The 759-nt window shown below is 67.6% G+C and carries 1 protein-coding gene; it reads right to left on the reverse strand.

The window, feature by feature from the left end; all coding sequences use genetic code 11:
- Positions 1 to 431: 431 nt before the first annotated feature.
- The gene (locus HYG95_RS24410; RefSeq protein WP_370465911.1) at positions 432 to 680 is read right to left on the reverse strand and encodes a 6-phosphogluconolactonase; all 249 of its coding nucleotides are present in this window, start codon (positions 678 to 680) and stop codon (positions 432 to 434) included.
- Positions 681 to 759: the final 79 nt, after the last annotated feature.

The following is a 759-nucleotide window of genomic DNA, read 5'->3' on the forward strand; positions in this document are numbered from 1 at the left end:
CCCCGAGCCCCACCACAGCCGTCCGGAACGCCGCATCCAGATCAACCGACCCTCTACCCACCTCGCCCATTGCCCACTCCTCGCCCGCAGCCGAGCCGACGCCGATCGCCATGCCGAGAGCCCCGATGCTAACGCCGCGACCCCTTCTCCACGGCTGACTCGGCCACTAGAGGAAGGCCCGGACAGGTTCTGTTCCACCTCGTCCGGCACTCGGCGCGCCGGTCCGTTTCGGCGGACATCGGGGGTGCCCAGGGACGAATCGTGCGGGTATGTGAGGCGGTCCATGCGCTCGGCAGCGGGAAATCCGGACAACGGGTCACTGCGATCGCGGACGAGATCGGGATCGACCAGAGTGGCGTTGGACGTCTGAGTGGTCGGACGAGACTGACGGTGCCGATCATGTCGAACCGGTCGGCACCGTCAGTCTCGCGTCACTCTTCTTCGTCGTCTATGTCGACCAGCAGGTCCGTCGCGGCGGCTTCGTCGATGACCCAGGTGGTGGATTCGATGCCGACCGCGCCTGCGGAGGGGACGTCGTCGGGGGAGGCGCCGTTGACGGCGGCGGCTACCGCGGCGGCCTTGCCTTCACCGCTGACCACCAGCATCACGTGGCGGGAGCGGTGCACGGCGGGCAGGGTCCAGTGATCCGCGCCGGTCATCACGAACAGAAATTTAGCCATCGAAGCTCCTTCGGGCTGGGTGGGGAGACCGCCTGTCGAACAGTTCCGCCACCCGAAGGTAGGCCGGGCCGCATCCGTT

The organism is Nocardia sp. GTS18 (genome assembly GCF_013839555.1).
Lineage (GTDB): Bacteria > Actinomycetota > Actinomycetes > Mycobacteriales > Mycobacteriaceae > Nocardia > Nocardia rosealba.